The sequence below is a fragment of the Serratia sp. L9 genome (assembly GCF_050632285.1).
Classification (GTDB): domain Bacteria; phylum Pseudomonadota; class Gammaproteobacteria; order Enterobacterales; family Enterobacteriaceae; genus Chania.
Genome location: NZ_CP192591.1, coordinates 5172060 through 5196924, shown reverse-complemented (window position 1 = coordinate 5196924; position 24865 = coordinate 5172060). Strand labels below are relative to the sequence as shown.

Genomic DNA, 24865 nt, shown 5'->3' with positions numbered 1-24865 from the left:
ATAAACCGATATCTCAGTCTACCGGAGTGACGTGAAAAGTTAAAAACTTGTGGTATCTATTATTATAATCCGTGATACCGATAACAGTCCACATACCCGTCGTCTTTCAAGCTGCAGCGTTGTTACCTGCACTCAATGACCAGGTCCATCCGTGGGCCTGGCCCTGTAAGGGCCGCTGCAAGCAGCGTTCAAATCTGTTCCAGACAGATTTGTCACCCCGGTGACTCACCGTAGCAAGCGCCGGGGGATGAAAGAACTGGGTACCTGGCTGCAACGCGAAATCCATAGGTATGTCAGTAATGCATTTTACCTTACGGAGCGTTGGTAGAGGCTGCAGGTTTAACCGATAATTTCGGCCAGGCTAAGTTCTTCACCAATCTGCTTAACCCAGGCTTCTACACGTTCGTTGGTCAGTTCAGGCTGACGGTCTTCGTCAATGGCAAGACCGACAAAGTGGTGATCGTCTGCCAGACCTTTGGACGCTTCGAAATGGTAGCCTTTGGTTGGCCAATGGCCGACGATGGCGGCACCGCGTGGTTCAATGATATCGCGGATAGTGCCCATCGCATCGCAGAAATATTCCGCGTAGTCTTCCTGATCGCCACAGCCGAACAGCGCTACCAATTTGCCATTGAAGTCGATGTCTTCCAGCGTCGGGAAGAAATCATCCCAGTCACATTGGGCTTCGCCGTAGTACCAGGTCGGGATACCAAGCAGCAGGATATCGAACGCTTCCAGATCTTCTTTACTGCTTTTGGCAATGTCGCGGATTTCTGCGACGTCGTTACCGTATTTTTGGTGAAGATGTTTTTGGATCATCTTGGCAATGTTTTCGGTATTGCCAGTATCGCTGCCAAAGAAAATGCCTACATGAGCCATATTACAGATAACCTTTTAATTCAATGGATTGTATTGCGTAAACGCGGCGTAAGGCGCTGCCATGGGCACTGAACCTCACCCGTAAATGCGTATCATGCCAGAAATTTGCCCTGGGGTTTTATCACGTTTATGCGATGCCCTGGGATCTAAATAACAGTGGGGTTGATCTGGCGTCATCCTTAACGCCGTGCCGCGCCTGCGGCAGTAGAGATCATGGTTCTGGCTGTTCTTCCGCCAGTTTTGCCAGCAGCATCTGTTCAATTAATTCGCTGCGACTGATATTGCGCTGGTCCGCCAGTTTATTCAGAGCATCTACCGCGTCCGCGTTGATTTTCAGCTCCACACGCCGTAAACCTCGCACTTTGTCACGCCGTAGCTGATTGCGCTTATTGATTCTAAGCTGTTCATCACGGGAAAGCGGGTTGGTTTTCGGGCGCCCCGGGCGGCGTTCATCTGCGAACAGATCCAGCGTCGTGCGATCCGTTTGTTCTTTTGCCATTGTTGCGCTACTGCAAGGGGGTTTGCATCAAAAAACGTTTTCACGCTTCCGGACGGTTCGGTTAACACAATTCGGGCCAATAAACCCTAACCCAAATTTACCGCCAGCCAGACGCTGATACCTACGTTGGACATGGTGGCAAAATCATAGCGCGCCATATTACCCCAGCAGATGGAGGGACGACAATGCTTAACTTGGCCGAAAACGCGCTAAGCCATTCTCTTTAGCGCGTTTTTTCGCCAGTTAAGATTCAGGCCTGGTCAATAAAGCGGTGGATGGCCCGTAATACCGCCTCGGGTTTCTCGGCATGAACCCAATGGCCACTACCAGCGACGACGTACGCACGAGCCTGAGGGAATTGGCGAGCGATGTCATCCCGGTAACTGTCTTGTACATACGGGGATAGCCCACCACGGATAAACAGCGTCGGATGTGGCCAAGGGGGATTTCCTGCCAGCCGATGATATTGGCGTATTGTTCAATCAACACCGGCAGATTGAAACGCCAACTTCCCGCATGGAAAGATTTCAGCAGGAACTGGATCACACCTTCTTCATCCAGCGTTTCACGCATCAACTGGGCAGCTTGTTGACGCTGAGTTATGCCTGCTTCGGTGACGCTCAGCAGAGCGGTAAAAATCTGGTCATGGCGGCGGGTATTGTAGTCCACAGGGGCGATATCGATCGCCACCAGCCGCTCGATTCGATCGGGGGCGATTGCCGTCAGTGCCATTGCCGCTTTCCCGCCCATCGAGTGGCCGATAACAATGGCTTTCTCTATCCGTAAATCATCTAGCAGCGTCAAAAGATCTTGCGCCATCGCCGGGTAGGTCATTTCTTCAGCGCGAGGGGAAAGCCCGTGATTGCGCAGATCGACTTTGATGACACGGTGATGTTGGCTCAGATCGCGGGCCAGCACGCCCAGGTTATCCAGATTGCCGAACAGACCGTGGATCAACACCACCGGAAGGGTTGCCGGCATAGCGGCCTCTGCGGCCAACGATTGATAATGTAATTTCATGGTGAAGTTTATAATTTGCAGGTAGCCCATTAGGTTACCACGATTAACCAGACCCGTCGTCTCCCGGGCTGCCAGCCTCAATTCATCGGCGCTGGTTTGAGATAAGCAATGCCTTCTTCCTCATACAGGCCATAAATCATTTGCAGCAGCGTCTTGATGTCCTCAGATTCATCCAGCAGCCGGGTGCTCATGATGATGGGGGAAACCAGATACTGCTCATTCAATGCCTTGTAGATCACATCCCGGCGCTGCAGGCTGTGCAGGCAGTTAGGCACCAACGTGATACCTTCGCCTGCGGCGACTAATCCCAGAGCCACCTGAAGTTCCCGAACCTCCATGATCTTCTGGGGTTCCAGAGCGCGATCGCGAAATGTCGCCAGAACTTGATCGGCAAAGCTTGGCCGAGGCGCCTGCGGATAAACAATCAGCGTTTCGGATTGCAGGTTGCGCAGCGTTAATTCTGACGCATTCGCCAGCGGATGGTCGGCAGCTAAAGCCGCCATCAGGATCTCGTCGCGTAAAATAATGCGGCGAACGTTGGCGTCTTCATAACGGATACGGCCAAATCCCACATCGATTCTTCCCTCTTTCAGCGCCTGGATCTGCTCCATGGTGGTCATTTCCAGCAGGCTCATGGCTACTTCAGGGTGTTGAGTCCGGAAGCGGCGGATAAGCCGCGGCAAAATCCCGTAGAGCGTAGAGGCAACAAAGCCAATCGTCAGTGAACGATCCAACTGACCAACGCGCTGGGTCATCGATTTAAGTTCAACGCTCTGGGCCAGAAATTGCCGTGCGTGTCCGTAGAAGAAACGGCCTGCCTCGGTCAGTTTGAGCGGGCGGGCACCCCGTTCAAACAGTGATACCCCCAAATCAAGCTCCAACTGCTGGATCTGTCGGCTGAGCGGCGGCTGGCTGATATGCAGCCTTTCGGCTGCGCGGCTGAAGTTCTGCTCTTCGGCGACGGCAATAAAATAGCGTAAATGACGCAGCTCCATAACTATGCCTTTAAGGTATCAAGATGATGCAAAATCGGTGTTAGACGCCAGCATATGTTGAATATATGGTCGTATACAACCTGATTCTGACAACTTTGATACTGTAAAAATATGATTAAATCTATTGAAACTCTGCTGCTGGATGTTCCGGCAATCCGCCCTCACCGCTTGTCGGTGGCGACGGTGAATGTTCAGACTCTGGTGCTGGTCCGTGTGCTGTGTGAGGACGGTATCGAAGGCTGGGGCGAAGCGACCACCATCGGTGGCCTGAGCTACGGCGAAGAAAGCCCGGAAAGTGTGAAAGTGAACATCGATACCTACCTGACGCCATTGCTGGTTGGAATGGATGCCACCCAGGTGGCACCGGCCATGGCCAGATTACGCAAATCGATTCAGGGTAACCGTTTTGCCAAATGTGCCCTGGAAACCGCATTGCTGGATGCGCAGGCGCGGCGGCTGAATATACCGCTGAGCGAACTGTTGGGTGGCCGCGTACGTGACGCTCTGCCGGTGGCATGGACTCTGGCCAGCGGCGATACGCAGAAAGATATTGCGGAAGCACAGAAGATGCTGGAGCTGCGCCGCCACCGTATTTTCAAACTGAAAATTGGCCTGCGGGCGGTGGAGGCCGATGTGGCCCACGTGCTGGCTATCAAGAAAGCGCTGGGCGATGAAGTCAGCGTGCGTGTTGATGTCAATCAGGCCTGGAGTGAACTGGATGCGGAACGCGGCATCGCCGCCCTGGAGGCGGGGGGATCGACCTGATAGAACAACCGATCCGGGCAGAAAATCGCGCAGGTATGGCGCGGCTGGCCAGGCGCTTTACCGTGCCTATCATGGCGGATGAAGTGCTGAAAGGGCCATTGGACGCCTTCGATCTTGCTACTCACGCCGGGGCTGATGTGTTCTCGGTAAAAATCACCCAGTCCGGTGGACTGACCCAGGCGCGGCAGGTGGCTGACATTGCGACCCTGGCGGGGATAAGCCTGTATGGCGGCACCATGCTGGAAGGCGCGGTCGGTACCGCAGCCTCTGCACATGTGTTTTCCACTTTCAGCGATCTCAGCCAAGGCACCGAACTGTTCGGTCCACTGCTGCTGACCGAAGACATTCTGACCGAACCCTTGGTTTATCGCGATTTCATGCTGCAGGTTCCGACCGGGCCTGGGCTGGGGGTTGAGATCGATCGTGACAAACTGGCTGCGCTACGCCGCTGCTGACACAACCCTGGAATCAAGAGCATCCCTGCAAAAGTTTATGTCGCTGTTCCCTGCTGGGCCAAACCCGGCAGGGAGAATAAAAAAGAAAGCCGTTAAAAACCAGAATAGCCGCAGGACTGTACCCCCTCGGCTCAGTAATTGTTTACTGCTAATACTAATACGGAGCAATGACATGACTCATAATGACATCGACACCTTGGTCAACAGCTTTATCGTTGACACTGCCAAAGGCGAAGTAGATCCCCGGGTTCAACAGGTTACTGTACGTTTGGTAAGCGATCTGTTTAAAGCGATTGAGGATTTGGATCTTCAGCCAAGCGAAATCTGGAAAGGGTTGGAATATCTGGCGCAAACCGGTGCCAGTCACGAAATGGGCCTGTTGGCCGCCGGGTTGGGCTTGGAGCGTTTCATCGATATCCGTGCCGATGAAGCCGAGGCTAAAGCTGGCCTGACCGGCGGCACGCCGCGCACCATTGAAGGGCCGTTGTACGTTGCCGGAGCGCCAGTCTGCCAAGGGTTTGCCCGCCTGGATGACGGTACAGAAAGCGCCGAGGGTGAAGTGCTGTTTATGCAGGGGACCGTTTTGGACGCCAGCGGCAAGCCGCTGCCTGGAGCCACTGTTGAGGTCTGGCATGCCAATCTGATGGGCAATTATTCGTTCTTCGATAAGAGCCAATCTGCATTTAACCTGCGCCGCACCATAATTACCGACAGCCAAGGGAATTATCAGTTCCGCAGCATTGTGCCTTCTGGCTATGGCTGCCCGCCGGAAGGCACAACTCAGCAATTACTGAACCTGCTGGGCCGCCATGGGCGCCGTCCAGCACATATTCACTTCTTCGTCTATGCCGACGGCCACCGCAAACTGACCACGCAGATCAACATCGACGGTGATGAATACCTATGGGATGACTTTGCCTTCGCCAGCCGCGAAGGCCTGGTGCCACAGGTAAACAAGATCTCTTCACCAGAGCAACTGGACAGCAAACAACTCAGCAAGCCTTTCTCTTCCATCGATTTTAATTTCACGTTGCATAAAGAGCGCGCAGCGGCACCCGAAGCCGAGGTTGAACGCCAACGCGCTCAAGCTTAGTTGCCGTTTTCCGCATTCTCTGCAGTGGGGCTGCGGGATGACTCAACACGGCTAATAACGCCTGTCCTTATTATTTTATATACCCAGCTACCTGACGTTGCCGGCGAGTTGCTGCGCACAGCGTCGGGTAGCAAGGGGTATCAGGAGCATTAATGTGAGCACGCCACAAGAGCTACAGAACTGGCAGCATGTTATTGAAAAAAGCCTCGATTTCCGTCCGCAGGAGGGGGTTTATCGCATCGCCCGTTCCCTGTTTACCGACCAGGATCTGTTTGATCTGGAAATGGAACTGATTTTCGAGAAACAGTGGATTTTTGCCTGCCATGAAAGCCAGATTGCCAATCCGCACGACTTTATTTCTGTGCAAGCCGGTCGCCAGCCGATGTTGGTTACCCGTGATGGCAAGGGCGAGCTGCACGCCCTGGGGAATACCTGCCAGCATCGGGGAGCGACGCTGACTCGGGTTTGCCAAGGTAACCAAAGTACTTTCACCTGCCCGTTTCACGCCTGGTGTTACAAATCTGATGGCGTGCTGGCAAAGGTAAAGGCTCCGGCGGAATACGGCAGCGAATTTGATAAAAGCCGCCATGGATTAAAACAGGCGCGGATAGCCAGCTATCGGGGCTTTGTGTTTATCAACCTTGATACCGAATCCGAGCAGAGTCTGACCGATTTTCTTGGCGATACCACGTTGTTCTTCGACATGATGCTGGAGCAGTCAGAAAACGCCGAGCTGGAAGTGTTGCCCGGTGTTTCCACCTACACCTATCCCGGTAACTGGAAGCTGCAGAACGAAAATGGCCTGGATGGTTACCATGTCAGCACCGTTCACTATAACTACGTTTCGACGGTGACCCATCGCCGCGAACTGAATATCCAGCGAAACGGTGCCAGCGAGAGCACCCTCGATTACAGCAAACTGGGGGCAGGGGATAAAAACACCGACGATGGCTGGTTCTCGTTCGATAACGGCCACGGATTGCTGTTTAGCGATATGCCCAATGCGGCTGACGTTCGCCCCGGTTATGGCAGCATCATGCCTCGGTTGCTCGATATGTATCCGCAGGAGCGGGCGCAGTGGACCATGCATCGCCTGCGTAACCTGAATATCTACCCCAGCCTGTTCTTTATGGATCAAATCAGCTCCCAGTTGCGCATTATCCGCCCGGTCAGTTGGAACAAAACCGAAGTGATCAGCCTCTGCCTCGGGGTCAAAGGGGAGTCAGACCGGGATCGCGAAAGCCGCATCCGCCAGTTTGAAGACTTTTTCAACGTGTCCGGCATGGGCACACCTGATGATTTGGTGGAGTTCCGTGAGCAGCAGCGGGGCTTCGAATCGCGCAGCACGTTGTGGAGTGATATCTCCCGTGGGCACCAGGATTGGCAATACGGTGCGACGCCTAACAGCGAGATTTTAAACATTACGCCTGCGATCACCGGCACCGAAATTACCCATGAGGGGTTGTATGTCAACCAGCACCGCGCATGGCAGCAGATGATGCTGGCGGGGCTGGAGAAGAAAATTGCGCAGGCGGCAGCTCGCTGAACTGAAGGCCCCCTGTCATGACGGAGAAATATCATGCAAAACATTACGCCTGAGCAGTGGCAATACCGTGTTGAGCAATTTTTATACCAGTTGTCTGAGGCCTGCGATAACCAGGATTGGGATTGCTATCTTGGCTACTTCACCGAGAATGCCGAGTTTCATGTTCCACAATGGCGCAGCGAACATGAATACACCCAGGATCCAAAACGGGAAATGTCGCTGATCTATTATGCCAACCGTTCTGGCTTGGAAGATCGGGTATTCCGTATTCGCACCGGCAAGTCTGCTGCCTGCACGCCGATGCCACGTACTTTGCATCTGATCGATAACGTACGCTGCCAGGCTGGAGAAAATGACCAGCTCGCCGTCAGTGTGAATTGGGTGACGCATTACTACCGTTTTGGGGAAAGTCGCCACTTTTTCGGTCGCGCCACCTACCGCCTGTGCTGGCAGGATGAACAGTTGAAAATCGCCGGAAAACACGTGCTGGTGCTGAATGACAAAATTGACTCAGTGCTCGATTTCTACCATCTCTGATTTGGCCAGACACGGCGGCTGTGGCCGCCGTTGCCGTAAAACAGTAACGATACAGGAGTGATCATGACCCATCGCGCAGCCATTATTTTCCGGGACGGACTAACGCAGTTTATTCAGGTAGAGCAGAACGAAAAACTGTTGGATGCGGCCTTTCGCCACGGGATCCAGTTACCGTTAGACTGCCGTGAAGGGGTTTGTGCCACCTGCCGGGGTTTTTGTGAGTCGGGAACCATCGAAATGGAGTATGTCGATGATGAGGCGCTGAGCGCCAGTGAGCGTGAACAGGGCTATATGCTGGCATGTCAAACTACCCTGACATCGCCAGGCTCATTCTATTTTGATGTCGATTCGAGCATTTGCAATATCAGCCAGCAGCACTATCGCGGGCAGGTAAGCGCTTTGACACTGCTGTCTGATACGGTGGCGACGTTGGAAATCACGCTCGAAGAAGGGCAGCCGGAACTGCATTACCTGCCCGGGCAATATGCGCGCATTCAGATTCCCGGCAGTAAGGAAACGCGTGCTTACTCCTATGCCAGTGCCAGTGCGCAATCTGCGGTGGTGCGCTTTCTGGTCCGTCTGTTACCCAGCGGCGTGATGAGTGATTATCTGCGCCAGCGTTGCCGGGTGGGCGACAGCATCGATTTCACCGCCCCCTTCGGTGCGTTCTATCTGCGCGAGGTGAAACGCCCGCTGCTGTTTGTCGCTGGAGGAACCGGGTTATCTGCATTTCTCAGTATGCTGGAAAGCCTGGCGGAGCAGAGCGATGTTCAGCAACCTATCGCGCTTTATTATGGCGTAAACCGTGAGAGTGAGATCAGCGAAGTGGAACGGCTCGATTCACTGGCCGAGCGGCTCGGTAACTTCAGCTATCAGGTTGTGGTGTCCGATCCCGGCAGCGCATGGCAGGGCAAAAAGGGCTGGGTTACCCAGGCGTTGGAAAGCCATCTTTTTCAGCAGCCGTTTGATGCCTATCTGTGTGGCCCGCCGCCGATGATTGAGGCGACCTGTAGCTGGTTGTCCAGCCAGCCGGTGGCTGAACACAAAGTTTACTTTGAGCGCTTTGTCTCTAGCTGAAGACAGTGAACCTTATCGCGCAAGGAAGAAAACCCCGCACGGGCCAGAAAAGAGGCGAATAAAGCAGTTACGCGCTCAAATGGCCCAACCTCTGCAAGATATCCGCCCTCCCCAAAACGATTTCAGCATTTTCGAGTAAAATGACAGTGGTATCCCAGCGTTGCTGCGGGAAAGTTGTCTGATTCCTCCAGAGTCTGTTAATCTAACCGCAATGTGTGAAATACCGTAAAACCAGATGGTTAACAAAATGTAGGTCAAGACTCAGCTTTTCTTTGATTGCCATTGAAATGTTATAAAAATCAATATCATTATTGTTTTGGATAAAGATGAAAACTATAGAAGTCGACGAAGAACTTTACCGCTATATTGCCAGCCACACGCAGCATATTGGTGAAAGTGCGTCTGATATTTTACGGCGTATGCTGAAGTTTACTGCAGGCCAACCGGTGCGCACTGCGCCTGCCGTTGCTGGCGCGCCGGCAGAGGCGTCTGCGCTTGCTGCCCCTGCGCAACGGCCACGCGATCGCGTGCGTGCCGTGCGCGAACTGCTGCTGTCGGACGAATACGCCGAACAGAACAAAGCGGTAAATCGTTTTATGCTAGTCCTTTCCACTTTGTATACCCTTGATGCGGCTGGCTTTGCGGCGGCAACGGATGCGCTGCATGGCCGTACCCGTACCTACTTTGCCGGCGATCAGCAAACCTTGCTGGCAAACGGAACGCACACCAAACCAAAACACGTACCGGGTACGCCTTATTGGGTGATCACCAATACCAATACTGGCCGCAAACGCAGCATGATCGAACACATCATGCAGGCCATGCAGTTCCCTGCGGAACTGATCGAGAAAGTTTGCGGCACTGTCTAAATTAGCGAACAGCCCGTCACGGTGGCCGTAAGCGACTCAATGCCCGGCCGCAGTACTGGCATAGAGGGAGATAGTCGATGGCGAATGACCCACGTGCCGGGCAACCTGCTCAGCAAAGCGATTTGATCAACGTAGCCCAACTGACGTCACAGTATTATGTGCTACAACCGGAAGCCGGTAATGCCGCTCACGCGGTAAAGTTTGGTACCTCAGGGCATCGTGGCAGCGCGTTACGTCAGAGCTTCAATGAAGCGCACATTCTGGCAATTTCTCAGGCGATTGCTGAAGTTCGTCGCCAGCAGGGCACCACCGGCCCTTGCTATGTGGGTAAAGATACCCACGCATTATCTGAACCTGCCTTTATTTCCGTATTGGAAGTCCTGACCGCCAATGGCGTGGATGTTATCGTCCAGGAAAACAACGGCTTTACGCCAACCCCAGCCGTGTCACACGCCATTTTGTGCTACAACCGTCAAGGTGGCGCACAGGCTGACGGGATCGTGATCACCCCTTCGCACAACCCGCCAGAAGACGGTGGCATTAAATATAATCCACCTAACGGTGGCCCAGCCGACACCAATCTGACCTCGGTGATTGAAAAGCGCGCCAATGAACTTCTGACGCTCAAATTGCAGGGTGTACAGCGCCAATCACTGGAAAAAGCCTGGAACGGTGGCCATCTGCATGCGCAGGATCTGGTACAGCCTTATGTGGAAGGGCTGGTGGATGTGGTTGATATGCCAGCCATCCAGGGGGCAGCGCTGAAACTGGGTGTTGATCCGCTTGGCGGTTCCGGCATTGCCTACTGGCAGCGGATTGCTGAGCACTATAAGCTGGATCTGACGCTGGTTAATGATTCTATCGATCAGACCTTCCGCTTTATGCATCTTGATCATGACGGCATCATCCGCATGGACTGCTCGTCCGAATCTGCAATGGCTGGCCTGCTAGCCTTGCGTGACAAGTTCAGCCTGGCGTTTGCCAACGATCCTGACTATGATCGCCACGGCATCGTTACGTCTGCTGGCCTGATGAACCCGAACCATTACCTGGCGGTTGCCATTAATTACCTGTTCCAGCACCGCCCGCAGTGGGGTGCCAACGTTGCGGTAGGTAAAACCCTGGTTTCCAGTGCGATGATTGACCGTGTCGTGGCCGATTTGGGCCGCAAACTGGTGGAAGTACCGGTCGGTTTCAAATGGTTTGTTGATGGCCTGTTTGACGGCAGCTTCGGCTTCGGTGGCGAAGAAAGCGCCGGGGCTTCGTTCCTGCGTTTCAACGGCACCCCTTGGTCTACCGATAAAGACGGCATCATCATGTGCCTGCTGGCGGCTGAAATCACCGCGGTGACCGGCGAAAACCCACAGCATCATTATAATGATTTGGCCAAGCGCTTTGGCGCGCCAAGCTACAACCGTCTTCAGGCTCCGGCCACTTCAGCGCAGAAGGCCGCGCTGTCGAAGCTTTCTCCAGAAATGGTCAAGGCCAGCACCCTGGCGGGCGATCCTATCACCGCACGCCTGACGGCAGCACCGGGTAACGGTGCTTCTATTGGCGGACTTAAAGTGATGACCGATAACGGCTGGTTTGCCGCCCGCCCATCGGGCACGGAAGAAGCTTACAAGATCTACTGTGAAAGCTTCCTCGGGGCTGAGCACCGTGAGAAGATCGAGCGTGAAGCGGTAGAAATAGTCAGTGAAGTGCTAGCTTCAGCAAAATAAAATGCTCCACCTATAATTATAATGCGCTGTTTTTACAGCGCATTTTTTATGCCTGAAGTTTAGATATATCTAAATTCGGTTTGCCTCTTGCGCATTTAGATATATCGATCTAGATTAGTTTATCGATTCGATTTAGATATATCTAAATAACTCGATAACGACATTTTAAACTCAAGAGGTAACAACATGATGTTTCATCGATTTGCACGTCATCACTCGCACGATCGCCACGAATGCCACCATTGTCATGAAGAAGATGGCGGCCATCACCGCCGCAGTGGTCGCCATCTTTTTGCCGGGCGGGGCGGGGAAGAACATGGCCGCGGCGGGCGTGGGCGCCATCGTCTGTTTGAACATGGTGAGCTGCGTCTGGTGCTGCTGGCGCTGGTGGAGCGTAACCCCAGCCACGGCTATGAACTGATCAAGGCGATTGAAGAGGCCTCTTCAGGCCTGTATGTGCCAAGCCCAGGCGTGATTTACCCCACCCTGACGTTGCTGGAAGAGCAGGATTTCCTGGCTCCGGCCAACCCGGGCAACGGCCGCAAAAGTTATCAGATCACCGATCTTGGCAAGCAGGAATTGCAAAAACATCAGGGCGCTATTGAGATGATTTTTGCCCGTCTGGCGAGTACCGGGCAGCATCGTCGCCATGAAGGCAACCTGGCCGAAGGCATTTCTGAAACCATGCATCGTCTGCGTTATTTGCTGCGTGGCAACATGGTGCGTACAGATTTGACTCAGGAGCAGGTTGAACGCATCAACCAGGCACTGCTGACCGCCGTGGAAGCTATCGAAGCCGAGATGGTGCAACCGGAACAGCCACAGGAGAATCGCTGATGCCAGGACATCGTTTCCGCATTACCGTCGAGGCGCTGACCGACCGTAAAGGTGAGCCGGTGGATAAACCTGAACTGGTGTTCGAAGTGGAGAATCACGACGATATCCTTGCCATTGTCGAACGCATCCAGGGCAGGGAAGATCTGAACTTTGGCGAACACAACAGCGCGGCATTTGCCGTCGGGCTGAAGCTGTTTTCCGAGGTGATGATGGAGCACCGCAAGCTCCCGCTGTTCGCTCCGCTGCGCGACTCGTTCAAGGAATTTATGGTGGGATTGAAGAAAGGGCCCCGTACCTGAGGGCGCCGTACAGAGCGTCGGTTAAACCAGGTTAAGGCATAAACCGATAACCGACGCCGGTCTCCGTGAGCAGATGCCTGGGCCGCGCCGGATCGGTTTCCAGTTTTTGCCGCAGATGGCCCATATAGATACGCAGATAATGGCTGTGTTCAACGTAATTCGGCCCCCAGACATGGCTTAGCAACTGGCGTTGGGTGATCACTTTACCGGCGTTGGCCAGCAGTTCGGCGAGTAAGCGGAACTCGATGGGTGTCAGGTGCAGGTCTTCTCCGTTGCGCATGACGCTACGGTTGATGAGATCAACCTGGATATCAGAGAAGCTCACCAACGGGCTTTCCTGTTGGCTGCCGGAGTGTCGGCGCAGAGCAACCCGTACCCGAGCTAGCAGTTCACCGATGCCAAAAGGCTTGCTGAGGTAGTCATCTGCCCCGGCGTCCAACGCGGCGATTTTGTCCTCTTCGGCATTACGTGCAGAAAGTACGATCACCGGAATAGCGCTCCATTGGCGCAAATCGCGGATATAGCTCAGCCCGTCGCCATCCGGCAACCCCAGATCGAGAATAATCAGGTCCGGCTTGCGGGTGCCTGCCTCGATCAGCCCGCGTTGCAGCGTTTCACTTTCAAACACCCGCAAGCCTTCGCTTTCCAGCGCAATACGCACGAAGCGACGGATCTCTTTCTCGTCTTCAACAATCAGGATGTTGGTTGGCGATATGGTCACAGGGCCTCTATCGATCGGTTACAGGTCAAAGACTTCCTCCTCAAGCTCCGGCGCTTGTTCCAGCGGTAGCATAAAGTGGAAGCTGGCTCCGCCTTCCGGACGGTTTTCTGCCCAGATGCGGCCATCATGCACTTCAATAATGGCACGGCAAATCGCTAACCCCAAGCCCACGCCAGGGATTGCGGACTCTTTAATGCCACGGGAGAATTTGTCAAAGATAAGCTGCGTCTGTTCAGCCGGGATCCCCGGGCCGTTATCCCAGACTTCTACCTCCAGCCAGTCCGGTTGGGTGCGGGCACGTATCCCGATAATAGCATCGGCTCCGGCGTATTTATTGGCATTTTCCAACAGGTTAGTGAAAACCCGCTCCAACAGGCTGCCGTCGCAGTGGATCAGTACCATCTCGTGCGGCAGTTCCACCTTGATCTCGTGCAGGATCAACAGCGGTTCCAGCATATGCAGCGATGCCCCGACGATCTCTTCCAGCGATTGCCACTCTTTGCGCAGGTTAAAACCGCCGGATTGAAGGCGTGCCATATCCAGCAGATTATTTACCAGACGCGTGGTGCTCAGCACCTGCTGGCGGATTTTACCGGCCTGTGGAGCATGGCGGGAGCCTTCTGCCGCCAGATCCAACGTTAGGATTTCCGCCTGGCCGAACAGCACGGTGAGCGGGGTGCGGAGATCGTGCGAAAGGGCTGCCAGCAGCGAGTTGCGCAGTTGCTCGCGTTCGGCATCCAGCTTCGCCTCTTCGGCTCTGCGCGCCAGATACAGGCGTTCAAGGGCGCTGGCTATCAGGACGGCAAAGGTCTGCAATAGCCGCTGTTGCTCTGGCACCATCAGTTGGCGCAGATTATTGGGCTCAATGGCCAGCAGGCCAAAAGTCTGCTTGGAGGTGCTGAGAGGTAACAGCTGGTAGGGAACTCCAGGCAGGGTATCGGTACCGGCACCGGCGGGCAGGCCTTTGTCGTAACTCCAACGGGCTATCGCCTCATCCACCGACAGCAGGCCGCCTTCTTCACCCACCATCTGTTTTAGCCCCCATCTTCCTGTGGCAGCAGCAGCACGGTTTTGGCCTGGAAACTGCTGGAGATAAAATAACGGCTGGTTTTGGCGATATCTTCTCTGCTCAATGCTTGGCTGAGCCCACGGGACATTTCATACAAATGCCTGGCCCGTTGTTCACGATAGCGGGCGACCCTGGCCTGATAGCGCACCCCGGCGGTGAGATTACCGATGGTGATGCCGACAATCAGCATCACGGCGAAGGTCAGCAGGTATTGCATATCACTGACGGCGAATGACCATTCGGGTTGGACGAAGAACAGATCAAAGCTGGCGACGTTAATCACCGCCGCAAGTACCGAAGGCCAACGACCAAAGAACAGCGCCACCAGGGCGACGCCGAGCAGGTAGACCATGACCAGGTTGGCAGAGTCAATCCCTGGCAATAGCCATTGAGACATCAGCGTAATAACGGCGCAAAGTGCTACGGCAACGGCACACCCCCGCAACTGAAAACGCCATTTCTCACTAAAAGCCCGGCCATCGTGCTCCTTGGTTTGGGGCACCGGCGTGTCGTTTTCCAGCGCCACGATCACCAGATCGAGATCCGGGCCGAGGCGGCCAAGGCGATCGGCAAACCCACCGTGCAGCTTCCAGCGTTGTTCGCCCCGCCGGCCAATAATAATCTTGCCCAGGTTATGCTCGCGGGCATAACGCAATACGGCTCGTTCTTCACAGGGGTCGGAAAGCGTGGCGGTTTCTGCCCCCAGTTCTTGCGCCAGCCCCAGCGCCCGCAGGATCGCCCGGCGGTGATTTTCTGGCAGCCGGTGCAGTTTGGGGGTTTCGACATATACCGCATGCCACTGGCAGCCAAGGCGTGCCGCCAGCCGGGCTGCAATGCGCACCAGCTTTTCATTGCCGCGGTTATGGCCGATACAGAGCAGGATGCTGTCTCGGGTATGCCAGACCTTCTCACGCCCCTGGCTGTCGCGGAAGGCACGCATTTGATCGTCAACGCGATCGGCCGTGCGGCGCAGCGCCAGTTCGCGCAGAGCGATCAGGTTGCCTTTGCGGAAGAAATGCTCGATGGCGCGCTCGGCCTGGCCAGGAATATAGACCTTGCCTTCGTTCAGGCGCTGGCGCAGATCGTCTGGCGGCAGATCCACCAGCACGACCTCGGTGGCTTCATCAAACACGTGATCGGGCACGGTCTCCCTGACTCGCACCCCAGTAATGCCGCCAACAACGTCATTCAGGCTTTCCAGATGCTGGACGTTAATCGTGGTCAAAACGTCGATACCGGCATCCAGCAGTTCGCCCACATCCTGCCAGCGTTTTGGATGACGCGATCCATAGGCGTTGCTGTGTGCCAGTTCATCCATCAGGATCAGGGCCGGTCGGCGCGCCAGGGCTGCATCAAGATCGAACTCATGCAGCAGGCGGCCACGATGCGGGATACGCTTTTGCGGCAGAATGGGCAGGCCATCCAGTAACGCGGCGGTTTCACTGCGGCCGTGGGTTTCCACCACGCCAATCAGCACGTCAAGCCCTTGAGCCCGTTGCCGCTGCGCTTCTTGCAGCATGGCGTAGGTTTTGCCCACCCCGGCACAGGCGCCAAAGAACACCTTCAATTTGCCGCGCGGCTTTTCATTGGCTAACGCCAGCAGGCTGTCAGGATCGGGGCGTTGCTGTTCTTCTTCCACGGTCATCATTCCTTAGGTGACGGCCCTCTCCCAGAAGGAGAGGGAACTGATCAGGCTTAACCTGGCACTATTTCAACCCATCGAGCGCCATATTCAGCTTCAGCACGTTGACCACTGATTCCCCCATAAAATTAGGCGTGGCGTGGTCGGTGTTTTCCTCTATCAGCTTGGCGATCTGTGCCTGCGGCAGTTGGCGGGCGCTGGCAACGCGGGCTAACTGATACTGTGCTGCGGCAACAGAAATCTGGGGGTCCAGGCCACTGCCGGAAGCGGTCAGCAGATCAACCGGGATTGGCCCACTCATGGCGGGGTTAGCCTGGCGCAACTGTGTTGCCCGTGCGATGAAAGCTTTATCCAGTGCCGGGTTGGTTGTTGCCAGATTACTGCCGCCGGATGCCAGCGCATTATAAGCCGAATTGGCGGTAGCAGAAGGGCGGCCCCAGAAATAGCCTGGTTTGGTGAAGTTCTGGCCAATCAGTGCGGAGCCGACCACGTTATCATTCTGGTAGAGCAACGAGCCATTAGCAGCACGGCTCATCAGCAACTGCGACAGCCCGGTGGTGAGCAGCGGGTAAGCGATACCGGTGATCAACGTCAGCAGGATCAGCATGACCAAGGCGGGACGTAAATAAGACATCATGGTTTCCTCGTTATCCTCATCATCTTTCAATCCGCTGTGCGGCTACCGGCACTCACTCATCCCCAGGAACTGACTTAAGGGGATGAGTGAGTGTGGCGCCTGGCGGCAACTCGAAAGCTATTGGGTCAGTATTAATGAGCAATATTTAAAGCGGTTAACAACAGATCGATAAGCTTGATACCGACAAACGGTACCAGCAGGCCGCCTGCGCCATACAGCCACAGATTTCTGCGCAATAGCGCAGCGGCGCTCATCGCCTTGTAGCTCACCCCTTTCAGCGCCAAGGGGATCAGGAATACGATCACCAGAGCGTTAAAAATCACCGCCGACATAATGGCCGAAGCCGGGGAGTGCAGATGCATCACGTTCAGTGCGTTCAACTGTGGGTAAGTTGCCGCGAAGGCCGCCGGGATAATCGCAAAGTATTTCGCCACGTCGTTGGCGATGCTGAAGGTGGTTAATGAACCGCGCGTCATCAGCATCTGTTTGCCGATATGCACCACTTCAATCAGCTTGGTCGGGTTGGAATCCAGATCGACCATATTACCCGCCTCTTTGGCAGCCTGAGTCCCCGAGTTCATGGCAACCGCCACATCGGCCTGTGCCAAAGCCGGGGCGTCGTTGGTGCCGTCTCCAGTCATTGCCACCAACCTTCCTTCCGCCTGATACTGGCGGATCAACGCCAACTTGGCTTCCGGAGTGGCCTCCGACAAGAAATCATCCACACCGGCTTCGGCTGCGATAGCTGCGGCGGTCAGGCGGTTATCCCCGGTGATCATCACCGTTTTGATGCCCATTTTGCGCAGTTCGGCAAAGCGCTCTTTAATCCCGCCCTTGACGATGTCTTTCAGCGCCACCACTCCCAACACGCGTGGACCTTCGGCCACTACCAGCGGTGTTCCCCCGGTGCGAGCTACGCTTTCCACCAGATCGTCCACCGCACGCGGGAAGTGGCCATTGTTGGACTCCACATGGCGACGAATGGCGTCCACAGCCCCTTTGCGGATCATCCGGTCTTGCACGTTGACGCCGCTCATGCGGGTTTGCGCAGAGAAGGGGATGAAGGTGGCGCTTAACGCCTGTAGATCACGTTCACGCAAATTGAAGCGCTGTTTGGCCAACACCACAATGCTGCGGCCTTCTGGCGTTTCATCGGCGAGTGAAGAAAGTTGGGCAGCATCGGCCAACTCCTGTTCTTTGACGCCTGGCGCAGGCAGGAACTCCGAAGCCTGGCGGTTGCCGAGGGTAATGGTGCCGGTCTTGTCCAGCAGCAGCACATCAACGTCACCGGCGGCCTCTACCGCCCGGCCACTGGTGGCGATAACGTTGGCACCCAGCATGCGGCTCATCCCGGCGACGCCAATGGCAGAGAGCAACCCGCCAATGGTGGTTGGGATCAGGCAGACCAGCAAGGCTACCAGCACGGTGATGGAAACCACGGTGCCGCTGCCAGCGGCCTCTACACTGTATTGTGAGTAGGGGAGCAGGGTTGCCGTAGCCAAAACGAACACCAGGGTCAACGCTATCAGTAAAATGGTCAGCGCGACTTCGTTAGGTGTTTTACGGCGTTTGGCACCTTCCACCATGGCGATCATGCGATCAAGGAAGGTTTCACCTGGGTTGACGCTGCATTGCACGACCAGCCAATCGGACAGAATGCGGGTCCCGCCGGTGACTGAAGAAAAATCGCCGCCGGATTCGCGGATAACCGGCGCGGATTCACCGGTAATGGCGCTTTCATCTACCGAGGCACCGCCTTCCAGGACTTCACCGTCACAGGGAATGGTATCGCCAGCTTCCACCAGCACGATATCCCCTTTACGCAGGCTTTCTGCCGCGACTTTCTCGGTGGCTCCATCAGGTTTGGGTGTGGCGAGTTTCTTTGCCCAACTGGTTTTCTTAGTACCTTTCAGGCTTTCTGCCTGGGCTTTGCTGCGCCCTTCCGCCAAGGCTTCGGCGAAGTTGGCAAACAGCACGGTAAACCACAGCCACAGCGAGATGCTGCCGGTAAAGGACGCACTACCTTCGGCGTTACCCGAAAGGATCGCCAACCAGATTACGGTGGTCAGAATGCTGCCGATATACACCACGAACATCACCGGGTTGCGCCACTGGACGCGTGGGTCCAGCTTTTTCACCGCATCGAACATCGCGGTACGCACCAGTGCCGGTTCAAACAGCGCACGTTGTTTGCGAGTCATCTTCTCTTTCTCTCTCTGTGACTGTTAGTTTGCTAACCAAAACTGCAAATGCTCGGCTACCGGGCCTAGCGCCAATGCGGGAACAAAGGTCAATGCACCGACCAGCAGGATGGTGCCGATCAACAGGCCGATAAACAGCGGCCCGTAGGTGGGCAGTGAGCCGTTACCCGCCGGTTGACGTTTTTTGACACACAACGAGCCCGCGATGGCCAGCACCGGCAGGATCACCCCGAAGCGGCCAACGAACATCGCCACAGCCAGCAGCAGGTTGTAGAACGGGGTGTTGGCGCTCAAACCGGCAAAGGCGCTGCCGTTGTTGTTGGCCGCCGAAGAGAAGGCATACAGCACTTCACTGAAACCATGCGCTCCAGGGTTGAAGATGCCAGCACGGCCCGCGTCAGTGGCAATCGCCAATGCCGTCCCCAGCAGCACCAGAGTCGGTGTGACCAGGATCGCCAAGGCGGTCATCTTCATGTCATAAACATCAATTTTTTTGCCGAGGTATTCCGGCGTACGGCCAATCATTAACCCGGCGATAAACACCGTCAGCAGCACAAACAGCAGCATGCCGTAAAGGCCGGAACCCACGCCGCCGAACACGACCTCACCAATCTGCATCAGCCACATCGGCACCATGCCGCCCAAGGCGGTAAAGGAGTCATGCATGGCATTAACGGCACCGCAGGAGGCGGCGGTGGTCACCACCGCATACATGCTGGAGGCGAGAATGCCGAAACGGGATTCTTTACCTTCCATATTGATGTTGTTGGCACCACTCAGCGCACCCAGATGCGGGTTGCCAGCCGTTTCGGCAGACATCACGACGATCACGGCAATAATAAAGATCAGCGCCATTGCCCAGATCAGGGCATGGCCCTGGCGGTTTTCACCGGCGACCTGGCCGAAGGCAAAGCATAATGCGCAAGGGATCAGGAAGATCGCCAACATCTGCACAAAGTTGGTCAGTGCTGTCGGGTTCTCAAACGGATGTGCCGAGTTGGCACCGAAGAATCCGCCACCATTGGTGCCGAGCATCTTGATCGCTTCCTGTGAGGCTATCGGCCCCATCGGCAGCGTCTGCTGTGCTCCTTCCAAGGTGTGCAGATGCAGATAAGGCAAGAAGTTCTGCAGTGAACCCTGGCTGACAAAAAATAGCGCGATAAGCAACGAGATCGGCAACAGTACATATAAAGTAATGCGCAGGATATCGATCCAGGCGTTGCCGATGGTGGCGCTGGAGCGGCGTGCAAAAGCACGGATCAGGGCAAAGGCCACGGCGATACCGGTAGCGGCGGAAAGGAAATTCTGCACCGTTAGCCCAACCATTTGGCTGAAGTAGCTGAGCGTATTTTCACCGCTGTATGCCTGCCAGTTGGTGTTGGTGACAAAACTGACGGCGGTATTGAGCGCCAGATCCCAGGATAAACCGGGAAACCCTGCGGGTTGAGCGGTAACGCCCCCTGCGCCATCAGCAGCGCAAACAGCAGCATCAGGCCAAGAATGTTGAACCACAGGATCGCCAGAGCATATTGCCACCACTTCATCTCGGCGGGATTGTTGCCACAGCAGCGCCAGACGGTTGCTTCTACGTGGCGCAGTATTGGCAACGGTTCCCCTTCAATCAGGCGAGCCAAAAAGCTGCCCAATGGACGAGCCAGCAGCAGAAGCACCAGCATAAAGCTGGCAATCAATAAGAAGGCCGAAGCTGCCATCAGAAGTCCTCCGCATTAAACAGGGCATAAATCAGATAGCCCAACAGCAGCAGAACCAACAGCGCACCACCAATAACGCTGAAACTCACGGGACACCTCCAGAGGTGTTGTTTTTAATAGCTGGAGTGTAGGGAGGGCAGTAGAAAGAAGATGAAAAAAAGCGCTGCCGGGTGTAAAAAAAGTATAAAAATGGCTGAAATTACAGCGAAAAACGGGGGTTTTATCGCCTTAAGGTCGGTGCTAGATGAAACTGACAGAGCGGGAGATTATTTTTTACGCAGAAGAAGTGGGTTGAAGGAAGAGATATCCCTCAACAACCACAATGTAACTAATGTTAAGTTAATTGTTAACCTTGATGTAACAAAATTACAGATTGCGCGTTTTTTTTGCGATTTTTTGTGCAATTTAGTGGTCGGATGAGTAGTAAAATTACAACAAATGCGGTAATATTTTGCTCAGTTTCCAATTCGTCTTGTTTAATTTCACTCCACACTTTGTCCTGACAACGTGGTGTGGATGCTTTGAAGGAGGTTCGCATGTCTAACTATCAAGCCTATCCGTTGCATCGGATCCTCCTGCGCCGCAGCGCAGTGGTTCTGATTGGTCTGGTTGCTTTACCGGTGATGCTGTTCCGTGCCGATCGCGCACGTTTTTACAGCTATCTGCACCGGGTCTGGTCAAAAACCAGCAACAAACCGGTCTGGTTGCAACAGGCAGAAACGGCATCCTGCGATTTTTACTGATTCCCGTTAGCCGCAAATTTTGAAACCCTCGCCTCGTGGCGGGGGTTTTTTGTTTATGCCCCAGTCACCCTGAAAACTCCGGGGTCGTATCAACGCCCGAACTCTTCTACACTTTTGGCATTATCCTGGTTCTGTGAGGCGAGACATGAATGACAGTATTAGCATCGGGATCAGCGCCTGTCTGCTGGGAAACGCGGTGCGTTTTGATGGCGGCCATAAGCGGTGCGGGTTCGCGGTAGAGCAACTGGCACCCTATGTGCAATTTGAACCTGTTTGCCCAGAAATGGCGATTGGCTTGCCCACACCCCGGCCAGCGCTGCGTTTGATCAAAAGCCAACAGCAGGTGCGGTTGTGCCACAGCAACGATAGCGCTATTGACGTCACTGACAGGATGCAACAATTCTCGCAACAGCGGGTGGCCGAACTCCAGCATCTGTGCGGCTATATTGTCTGTGCGAAATCGCCAAGCTGCGGCATGGAACGGGTCAAGGTTTATGATGAAAACGGTGCCGGGTCGCGCAAAAGCGGGGTTGGGCTGTTTACCGCAGAACTGTTGCGCCAGATGCCTTGGTTACCGGTGGAAGAAGATGGCCGCCTAAACGACCCCGAGCTGCGGGAAAATTTTGTCGAGCGGGTGTTTGCCCTCTACGAACTGAATATGTTGTGGCGTAAGGGGCTAACGCGCGGTGGCCTGATTGCTTTCCACAGCCGTTATAAACTTTCACTGTTGGCGCATTCACAGCCGCAGTACCGTGAATTAGGGCGTTTTGTTGCCGATATCGAAAAGTGGGATTCGCTGGAGGAGTTTGCGGTGGAGTATCGCCTGCGCCTGATGACGTTGTTGCAACATCGGGCTACCCGCCGCAATCACACCAACGTGCTGATGCATGTGCAAGGTTATTTCCGCCGTCAGCTCAATACCGCCCAGCGTCAGGAACTGGCTCAGTTGATCGACCGTTATCGCCAAGGCTTACAGCCTTTATTGGCGCCGATTACGTTGTTAAAACATTATATGGCTGAATATCCTGATAGCTATCTGGCGCAACAGCGCTATTTTGAACCTTACCCGGAAGCTTTGCGCCTGCGATACGGCCATTAATCAGCAAGGAATGTTATGACCACTCATCTGGTCTGGTTGCGTAACGATCTGCGTATTACCGACAACAAAGCGCTGCATGCCGCCTGCGGCGACCCACAGGCGACAGTGCTGGCGGTGTTTATTGCCACGCCGGATCAATGGCGGCAGCATCATATGGCCCCTCGTCAGGCGAGGTTTATTCATGCCAACCTGCTGCAGGTACAGCAGGCGCTGGCCGCCAGAGGGATAGAGCTGGTTTGCCACCAATGCCCCTATTTTGCCGATTCAGTGAGTTGGCTGGTGGATTTCTGCCAGCAACACCGGGTTTCAAGCCTGTTTTATAATCGCCAATATGAAATCAATGAACGCCAACGCGATGGCCAGCTTGAACAGATGTTGGCAGGGCAGGTTATTTGTCACAGTTTTGATGACAGTCTGTTATTGCCCCCAGGTAGCGTAAAAACCGGTGGCGGTGAGATGTACAAAGTTTACACGCCATTTCGTAAAGCCTTTATCCAGAGGTTGACCGAATCTGATGTAAATTGCCTGCCTGCTCCACGTCAGCGCGGAGAGGCCGTCAGATTTAGCGCACCGCAGGTATTCGACTACCCGCAGGCAGAGGTTGGGGCGCCTTATCCCGCAGGTGAAGAGGCCGCTCTGCAACGGCTGCGTGCTTTTTGCCGCGAGCAGGTGCCGGACTATGTAAAGCAGCGTGATGTGCCAGCCATCGCCGGGACCAGCAACCTGTCCCCGTATCTGGCTATCGGCACTCTTTCCCCGCGCCAATGTTTCAATCGCCTGCGGGCAGAATGCCCCGAGGTCATGGAAAACCCGGAAAGTGGCGCTTTCTGTTGGTTAAATGAGTTGATCTGGCGGGAATTCTACCGCCATCTGATGGTGGCGCACCCCGCGTTGTGCATGCATCGCCCCTTTATCGACTGGACGGATAGGGTATGCTGGCATCACGACGACGAAGCCCTGCAGGCCTGGCAACAGGGTAACACCGGGTTCCCGATTGTTGATGCCGCGATGCGTCAGCTTAATCAGACTGGCTGGATGCACAACCGGCTACGCATGATCAGCGCCAGTTTCCTGGTCAAGGATCTGTTGATCGACTGGCGGGCCGGTGAACGCTATTTTATGTCTCAACTGTTGGATGGCGATTTGGCGGCCAACAACGGTGGCTGGCAGTGGGCCGCTTCAACCGGGACCGATGCCGCACCGTATTTCCGTATTTTCAACCCGACGACTCAGGGCGAACGTTTTGATCCGCAAGGCACTTTTATCCGTAAATGGTTGCCTGAACTGGCGGATGTACCGGACAATGATATCCACCAACCCCATCGCTGGGCACAAAAGCAGCAACAGGTGCTGCACTATCCGTTGCCGATTGTCGATCACAAGCAGGCCCGTCTGGAGACTCTGGCGGCCTTTGAAGCGGCGAAGCGAGCGGGATCTTAAGGCAACAGCAAGGAGCTTCCTGATGATGAAAAAAATACTGGCCCTGTGCCTGGGCGGTTATTCCGCATTGGCCCTGGCTGGTTTTGACGTAGTGGCGCTAGGCGTCGACGGCGGCGTCAGTGATGGCAATCTGACCTCTTACCTGATCCGCAGTGACAACCAGACGCAATATCTGGCGCTGGATGCGGGTTCGCTGCTGCCGGGGATTGCCAAAGGGCTGGAAAAGGGCAGTTTTCCACAGGTAACACCCGAGCTGGCCGCTCCTTACACGCCGCAGGGCTATATTTTCCGCCAGCTAATCGGTAGTTATTTTATCAGCCACGGCCATCTGGATCATGTCGCCGGATTGATCATAGGCTCGCCGGAAGACAACAAGAAAACCATTTATGCGCAGGCTGATACCGTGCTGACATTGCGCAATCACTACTTCAACTGGAAAGCCTGGCCAAACTTTACTGATGCGGGTAACGGCTCGCGGCTTGGCACCTACCGCTTGCAAACGGTGCGCCCACAGCAGCGTGTCACCTTGGGCCTGACCGGTTTGAGTGGGGTGATGTATGCACTCAGCCACGATCGCTATCCTTCTTCGATGTTACTGGTTTCCGATCGTGAAGGATCTTTCGCTTACTTTGGCGATACCGGCCCGGACGCGCTGGAGCAGGCGCGCAATCTGGATACCGCCTGGCGCGCGCTGGGGCCATTGATTGAACAGAAGAAACTGAAGGGCATGATTATCGAAACCTCTTACCCGAACGAGGTGGAAGATAAGCAGCTTTACGGTCATCTGACCCCCGCCTGGTTATTGAAAGAGCTGAAAAACCTGCAGCAATACAGCGGTGGCGAAGGTTCGTTAAAAGATCTGCCGGTGGTGATCAGCCATATCAAACCCAGCCTTAAGCAAGGGGAAGATGTGCGAGCTACCATCAGGCAACAACTGGATCAGGGTAACGATCTGGGGGTGAAATTTATTCTGATGGAACAGGGCGAACGGCAACAATTTTGAATGAGA

20 protein-coding genes and 4 pseudogenes are annotated in these 24865 nt (G+C 54.9%); 14 read left to right on the top strand and 10 right to left on the bottom strand.

The genetic code is table 11. From position 1 onward, the window contains the following. Nucleotides 1-339: 339 nt before the first annotated feature. The 4 genes and pseudogenes from fldA to ACQ86O_RS24710 all read right to left on the bottom strand — a co-directional run bounded on the left by fldA (nucleotide 340) and on the right by ACQ86O_RS24710 (nucleotide 3393). Complete coding sequence (fldA, locus tag ACQ86O_RS24725) at nucleotides 340-879, bottom strand: flavodoxin FldA (protein ID WP_431223271.1); 540 nt, start codon at nucleotides 877-879, stop codon at nucleotides 340-342. Nucleotides 880-1090: 211 nt separating this feature from the next. Further along, nucleotides 1091-1378, bottom strand: coding sequence for a LexA regulated protein (gene ybfE / locus ACQ86O_RS24720; protein ID WP_431223270.1), 288 nt, complete (start codon nucleotides 1376-1378; stop codon nucleotides 1091-1093). 250 nt (nucleotides 1379-1628) lie between these two features. Further along, nucleotides 1629-2398: pseudogene (gene ybfF, locus ACQ86O_RS24715) on the bottom strand (esterase). Nucleotides 2399-2475: 77 nt separating this feature from the next. Beyond that, nucleotides 2476-3393: a LysR substrate-binding domain-containing protein gene (locus tag ACQ86O_RS24710; RefSeq protein ID WP_431223269.1), complete on the bottom strand. Its 918-nt coding sequence runs from the start codon at nucleotides 3391-3393 to the stop codon at nucleotides 2476-2478. A 111-nt stretch (nucleotides 3394-3504) separates the two neighbouring features. Here ACQ86O_RS24710 and ACQ86O_RS24705 point away from each other — a divergent pair. The 9 genes and pseudogenes from ACQ86O_RS24705 to ACQ86O_RS24665 all read left to right on the top strand — a co-directional run bounded on the left by ACQ86O_RS24705 (nucleotide 3505) and on the right by ACQ86O_RS24665 (nucleotide 12592). Next, a pseudogene (locus tag ACQ86O_RS24705) lies at nucleotides 3505-4613 on the top strand (muconate/chloromuconate family cycloisomerase). A 172-nt stretch (nucleotides 4614-4785) separates the two neighbouring features. Then, entirely contained in the window at nucleotides 4786-5706 is a 921-nt protein-coding gene (catA, locus tag ACQ86O_RS24700; protein ID WP_431223268.1) for a catechol 1,2-dioxygenase, read from the top strand. Nucleotides 5707-5860: 154 nt separating this feature from the next. After that, the gene (gene antA, locus ACQ86O_RS24695) at nucleotides 5861-7252 is read left to right on the top strand and encodes an anthranilate 1,2-dioxygenase large subunit (protein WP_431223267.1); all 1392 of its coding nucleotides are present in this window, start codon (nucleotides 5861-5863) and stop codon (nucleotides 7250-7252) included. Between the two features lie 33 nt (nucleotides 7253-7285). After that, nucleotides 7286-7789: an anthranilate 1,2-dioxygenase small subunit gene (antB, locus tag ACQ86O_RS24690; RefSeq protein ID WP_431223266.1), complete on the top strand. Its 504-nt coding sequence runs from the start codon at nucleotides 7286-7288 to the stop codon at nucleotides 7787-7789. 63 nt (nucleotides 7790-7852) lie between these two features. Continuing rightward, complete coding sequence (gene antC, locus ACQ86O_RS24685) at nucleotides 7853-8866, top strand: anthranilate 1,2-dioxygenase electron transfer component AntC (protein ID WP_431223265.1); 1014 nt, start codon at nucleotides 7853-7855, stop codon at nucleotides 8864-8866. Nucleotides 8867-9192: 326 nt separating this feature from the next. Further along, nucleotides 9193-9735: a replication initiation negative regulator SeqA gene (gene seqA, locus ACQ86O_RS24680; protein ID WP_431223264.1), complete on the top strand. Its 543-nt coding sequence runs from the start codon at nucleotides 9193-9195 to the stop codon at nucleotides 9733-9735. Nucleotides 9736-9812: 77 nt separating this feature from the next. Then, the gene (pgm, locus tag ACQ86O_RS24675; protein WP_431223263.1) at nucleotides 9813-11456 is read left to right on the top strand and encodes a phosphoglucomutase (alpha-D-glucose-1,6-bisphosphate-dependent); all 1644 of its coding nucleotides are present in this window, start codon (nucleotides 9813-9815) and stop codon (nucleotides 11454-11456) included. Nucleotides 11457-11645: 189 nt separating this feature from the next. After that, complete coding sequence (locus ACQ86O_RS24670) at nucleotides 11646-12293, top strand: PadR family transcriptional regulator (protein WP_431225825.1); 648 nt, start codon at nucleotides 11646-11648, stop codon at nucleotides 12291-12293. After that, nucleotides 12293-12592 (top strand): DUF3861 domain-containing protein, encoded by a 300-nt coding sequence (locus ACQ86O_RS24665; RefSeq protein WP_431223262.1) that lies wholly within the window; start codon nucleotides 12293-12295, stop codon nucleotides 12590-12592. The genes ACQ86O_RS24670 and ACQ86O_RS24665 overlap by 1 nt, the downstream gene beginning before the upstream one ends. 31 nt (nucleotides 12593-12623) lie before the next feature. On the opposite strand, the gene kdpE is transcribed toward ACQ86O_RS24665, so the two are convergent. The 6 genes and pseudogenes from kdpE to ACQ86O_RS24635 all read right to left on the bottom strand — a co-directional run bounded on the left by kdpE (nucleotide 12624) and on the right by ACQ86O_RS24635 (nucleotide 20663). Beyond that, the gene (gene kdpE / locus ACQ86O_RS24660; protein WP_431223261.1) at nucleotides 12624-13313 is read right to left on the bottom strand and encodes a two-component system response regulator KdpE; all 690 of its coding nucleotides are present in this window, start codon (nucleotides 13311-13313) and stop codon (nucleotides 12624-12626) included. An 18-nt stretch (nucleotides 13314-13331) separates the two neighbouring features. Beyond that, nucleotides 13332-16027: pseudogene (gene kdpD / locus ACQ86O_RS24655) on the bottom strand (two-component system sensor histidine kinase KdpD). Nucleotides 16028-16088: 61 nt separating this feature from the next. Further along, nucleotides 16089-16658 (bottom strand): potassium-transporting ATPase subunit KdpC, encoded by a 570-nt coding sequence (gene kdpC / locus ACQ86O_RS24650; protein WP_431225824.1) that lies wholly within the window; start codon nucleotides 16656-16658, stop codon nucleotides 16089-16091. Between the two features lie 134 nt (nucleotides 16659-16792). Next, on the bottom strand, nucleotides 16793-18862 hold the full coding sequence (kdpB, locus tag ACQ86O_RS24645) for a potassium-transporting ATPase subunit KdpB (protein WP_431223260.1): 2070 nt from the start codon (nucleotides 18860-18862) through the stop codon (nucleotides 16793-16795). Between the two features lie 24 nt (nucleotides 18863-18886). Beyond that, nucleotides 18887-20574 (bottom strand): annotated as a pseudogene (gene kdpA, locus ACQ86O_RS24640) (potassium-transporting ATPase subunit KdpA). Then, on the bottom strand, nucleotides 20574-20663 hold the full coding sequence (locus ACQ86O_RS24635) for a K(+)-transporting ATPase subunit F (protein ID WP_037398280.1): 90 nt from the start codon (nucleotides 20661-20663) through the stop codon (nucleotides 20574-20576). Before ACQ86O_RS24635 ends, kdpA begins: the two are co-directional and overlap by 1 nt. A gap of 61 nt (nucleotides 20664-20724) precedes the next feature. Between ACQ86O_RS24635 and ACQ86O_RS24630 the strand changes: the two genes are divergently transcribed. The 5 genes from ACQ86O_RS24630 to ACQ86O_RS24610 all read left to right on the top strand — a co-directional run bounded on the left by ACQ86O_RS24630 (nucleotide 20725) and on the right by ACQ86O_RS24610 (nucleotide 24859). Continuing rightward, the gene (locus tag ACQ86O_RS24630) at nucleotides 20725-20994 is read left to right on the top strand and encodes a hypothetical protein (RefSeq protein ID WP_431223259.1); all 270 of its coding nucleotides are present in this window, start codon (nucleotides 20725-20727) and stop codon (nucleotides 20992-20994) included. Nucleotides 20995-21110: 116 nt separating this feature from the next. After that, a complete protein-coding gene (locus ACQ86O_RS24625) occupies nucleotides 21111-21317 on the top strand; it encodes a YbfA family protein (RefSeq protein ID WP_431223258.1) in 207 nt (68 codons plus the stop codon). Between the two features lie 145 nt (nucleotides 21318-21462). Beyond that, a complete protein-coding gene (locus tag ACQ86O_RS24620) occupies nucleotides 21463-22416 on the top strand; it encodes a YbgA family protein (protein WP_431223257.1) in 954 nt (317 codons plus the stop codon). A gap of 15 nt (nucleotides 22417-22431) precedes the next feature. Beyond that, nucleotides 22432-23856: a deoxyribodipyrimidine photo-lyase gene (gene phrB / locus ACQ86O_RS24615; protein ID WP_431223256.1), complete on the top strand. Its 1425-nt coding sequence runs from the start codon at nucleotides 22432-22434 to the stop codon at nucleotides 23854-23856. 22 nt (nucleotides 23857-23878) lie between these two features. Then, nucleotides 23879-24859 carry an MBL fold metallo-hydrolase gene (locus ACQ86O_RS24610; protein ID WP_431223255.1) on the top strand — a complete coding sequence of 327 codons (981 nt, stop codon included), beginning with the start codon at nucleotides 23879-23881 and terminating at the stop codon, nucleotides 24857-24859. Nucleotides 24860-24865 lie beyond the last annotated feature (6 nt).